The sequence below is a fragment of the Streptomyces barkulensis genome, assembly GCF_002843305.1.
GTDB classification, from domain to species: domain Bacteria; phylum Actinomycetota; class Actinomycetes; order Streptomycetales; family Streptomycetaceae; genus Streptomyces; species Streptomyces barkulensis.
Window position 1 is genome coordinate 1 of record NZ_PGSG01000058.1, and the last position, 3060, is coordinate 3060.

Below are 3060 nucleotides of genomic sequence, written 5' to 3' on the forward strand. Positions count from 1 at the left end.
CCTGGCGGCCCGCCGCCCCGGCCGTGCCGGATGCGGATGAGCGGCCGTCGCTGGTCAAACCGGCCCCGGTCACCGACTAACCCCCTCTCTCCTCATCGGTGGGCGCGGCCGTCTTCGCGCCACGTCCCTACCCCCGCCATGCCTGAAAGGCCGTGATCGCCATGCCCGCACGCAGGACCACCGCTCGCGGCAAGCGCACCGCCCCGGCCGCCGAGCCCGCCTGCCCCGTCTGCCGGGGCTCGGGCTGGGAGACCGAGTCCGTCTGCGTCGGCCGCAGTCAGCGCCGGGTCGGCACCTCTGAGGTGATCTGCCCGCGCTGCCTGGGCTCGGGCATCGACCCCACCCCCGACCGCTACTGACCCCCTGCCCCTTCGACCTCCCCGGAAAGGAGGTGCTCCCCGTGCGCACCAAACTCCGCCTCGACGCCGTGCTGATCCAGGCCGTCATCGCCGGTGCCCTGTCCTTCGCCCACCTGCACGACCTGGCGGCCGCGGCCGGTCAGGACGGCTGGAAAGCCTGGGCATACCCCATCAGCGTGGACCTGCTGCTGGTCGCCGCCTGGCACCGCATCCGCACCCTGCAAGCCGCCGACCTCCCGGCGGGCCCGGCCTGGTGCTGGTTCGTCATCGCCCTGGCCGCCTCGCTCGGCGCGAACGTCGCCACCGCCGGACTCCTCGACCTCGGTGACGTGCCCGCCTGGCTGCGCATCCTCGTCGCTGGCTGGCCCGCGCTGGCCTTCTTCGGCGGCACCCTGCTGGCCCACACCACCCCCGACACCACCCCGGAGCCGGAGCCGGATGCGCCGGCCACTGCACCGGAGCCCTCGGCTGCCCCGGTCGTCGAACGCGTACCGGAACCGGCCGCCCCGGCCGTCGAGCCGGACCCGGTCCCCGAACTCGACCCCGCCCCGGCCCCGGTTGCGCCCGAACCGGCCCCGGTTGCCGACCCGGCTCCGGCTCCGGCTGCTGCTCCGCCGGTTCCGGCCGCGCTGGTCGAGCACGCCCGCAAGGTCGCCGACGCCCACCGCGCCCGCACCGGCACACCCATCGACCCCGACACCCTGCGCGCCCGCCTCGGGGTGCCCGCCCCGATGGCCGACGCCATCGCCGCCCAACTCGCCTAACAAGGAGGACTGCTCATGGCTCGCCCGAACCGCTTCCGCGACGTGACCCGTATCGGCCCGGTCCAGGTCGGCACCTACTACGACGGCCGGGGCCGCGACAAGCACACCGCCGCCTGCACCGCCCCGCGCTGCGGCTTCTCCGCCGACTACGACAGCCGCTCGGCCGCCGAGCTGGCCGCCCGCACCCACCGCTGCACCGCCTGACCTCCAGAAGGGAGAACCTCACGATGTCGATGTTCCGCCCCACCTACCCGCCGCCCGACACCTACACGGCCCCGGCCACGCCCGCGGCCCCGTCCCCGGCCGTGGCCGGGGCCGTGTGCGCGGTCGTCCTGCGCTCCCTGCTCAACAACCAGCACCGCCGCTGAACGGCCTCCGGGGCGGCCTCAACCGCCAAGTTTCCGCCGCCCCGGACGCCTCCTTTCCCTTCCAGATCCGCAGATCCGAAAGAGAGGACCTCATCATGCCCCAGCACGCTCCGCACCGGCCGATCTGCCGCGACTGCGACGGCTTCCCGGCCGTGGCCATCACCACCGGCACCCGCCACCGCGACGGCACCCGCGTGACCGTCCGCGTGGTCTGCCCGGCCTGCCGAGGCACCGGCCACGCCCCCCGCGCCACCGTCCTGATCCGCGCCGGGCGGTGACCGCGCCCATGACCGACGCCGCCACGCTGGCGGGAGTGGACCCGATCACCTGGCAGGACTTCCTGCGGGTGGCCGGGTCCCCCGGCTTTGACCGCTGGCAAGAGCAGGTGCGCCGCACCGGCGGCTGCGCCGACCCCATCCACCTGACCGGCTCCACCAAGACCCTCGACCGCACCACCGGCACCGTCCTGCACGCCTACTCCACCGACGGTGAGCCCGGCGGACGCCTGCGGGTGGCCTGCGGCAACCGCCGCGCCTCGCGCTGCCCGTCCTGCGCCTGGACCTACGCCGGAGACACCTTTCACCTCATCCGCGCCGGACTGACCGGCGACCGCTCCAAGGGCGTGGCCGAGGCCGTCCGCGACCACCCCCGCGTCTTCGCCACCCTCACCGCACCGTCCTTCGGCCCGGTGCACAACCGTCCCGCCCGCGGCCGGTGCCGCTGCGGTGCCCGCCACCGCGAGAACGCGCCCGAGCTGGGCACCCCGCTCGACCCCGACACCTACGACTACGCGGGCGCGGTGCTGTGGAACAACCACGCCTCCGAGCTGTGGCGGTACTTCACCATCTACCTGCGCCGGGAAGTCGCCCGCCAGACCGGACGGACCCAGAAAGCCTGCCACCAGGTGCTCCGGGTGGCCTTCGGCAAGGTCGCCGAGTACCAGCGCCGGGGCGCGGTCCACTTCCACGCCGTCATCCGCTTCGACGGCCCCGACGGACCCGACTCCGCCCCGCCCCAGTGGGCCACCGTGGAGCTGCTGACCAACGCCATCCGCGCCGCCGCCGCCCGCGTCGCCGTCACCGTGCCCGCCGCCGGCACCCAGCCCGCCCGAACCTTGCGCTGGGGCACCCAGCTCGACATCCAGCCCATCAGCGCCTTCGACGGCGGGGAGATCACCGAACAGGCCGTCGCCTCCTACGTCGCCAAGTACGCCACCAAAGCCGCCGAGACCACCGGCACGGTAGACCACCGGATCGGCAACACCGAAGCCCTCGATCTGCTGGACATTCCCGAGCATCCCAAGCGGCTGATCGCGGCCTGCCTCGACCTGCACCGGCTCTACCCGGACCGCAAGCTGCGCCAGTGGGCGCACATGCTCGGCTTCCGCGGCCACTTCTCCACCAAATCCCGCCGCTACTCCACCACCCTCGGCGCGCTGCGCCAAGTCCGCGCCGACTACCGCGCCGCCGAACAACGCGCCGCCCTCGGCCTGCCCGACCCCGACGCCCACCCCGAGGCGACCGTGCTGACCGTCGCCCACTGGGCCTACGCCGGGCACGGCCACACCGC

At 74.4% G+C, this 3060-nt stretch carries 6 protein-coding genes; all 6 read left to right on the plus strand.

Annotation, left to right across the window (positions count from 1 at the left end; genetic code table 11):
• The first annotated feature begins 161 nt into the window (after window positions 1-161).
• Window positions 162-359, plus strand: a complete 198-nt coding sequence (locus CUT83_RS11890; RefSeq protein ID WP_101255829.1) for a hypothetical protein — start codon at window positions 162-164, stop codon at window positions 357-359.
• Window positions 360-400: 41 nt separating this feature from the next.
• Entirely contained in the window at window positions 401-1123 is a 723-nt protein-coding gene (locus CUT83_RS11895) for a DUF2637 domain-containing protein (RefSeq protein WP_101255825.1), read from the plus strand.
• A gap of 15 nt (window positions 1124-1138) precedes the next feature.
• Window positions 1139-1327, plus strand: a complete 189-nt coding sequence (locus CUT83_RS11900) for a mobile element transfer protein (RefSeq protein WP_101255826.1) — start codon at window positions 1139-1141, stop codon at window positions 1325-1327.
• A 23-nt stretch (window positions 1328-1350) separates the two neighbouring features.
• The gene (locus tag CUT83_RS30100; protein WP_158239004.1) at window positions 1351-1491 is read left to right on the plus strand and encodes a hypothetical protein; all 141 of its coding nucleotides are present in this window, start codon (window positions 1351-1353) and stop codon (window positions 1489-1491) included.
• Window positions 1492-1586: 95 nt separating this feature from the next.
• Window positions 1587-1769, plus strand: coding sequence for a hypothetical protein (locus tag CUT83_RS11905; protein WP_101255827.1), 183 nt, complete (start codon window positions 1587-1589; stop codon window positions 1767-1769).
• Between the two features lie 8 nt (window positions 1770-1777).
• The coding region (gene repSA, locus CUT83_RS11910) for a replication initiator protein RepSA (protein ID WP_101255828.1) at window positions 1778-3060 on the plus strand (1283 nt) is incomplete at its 3' end.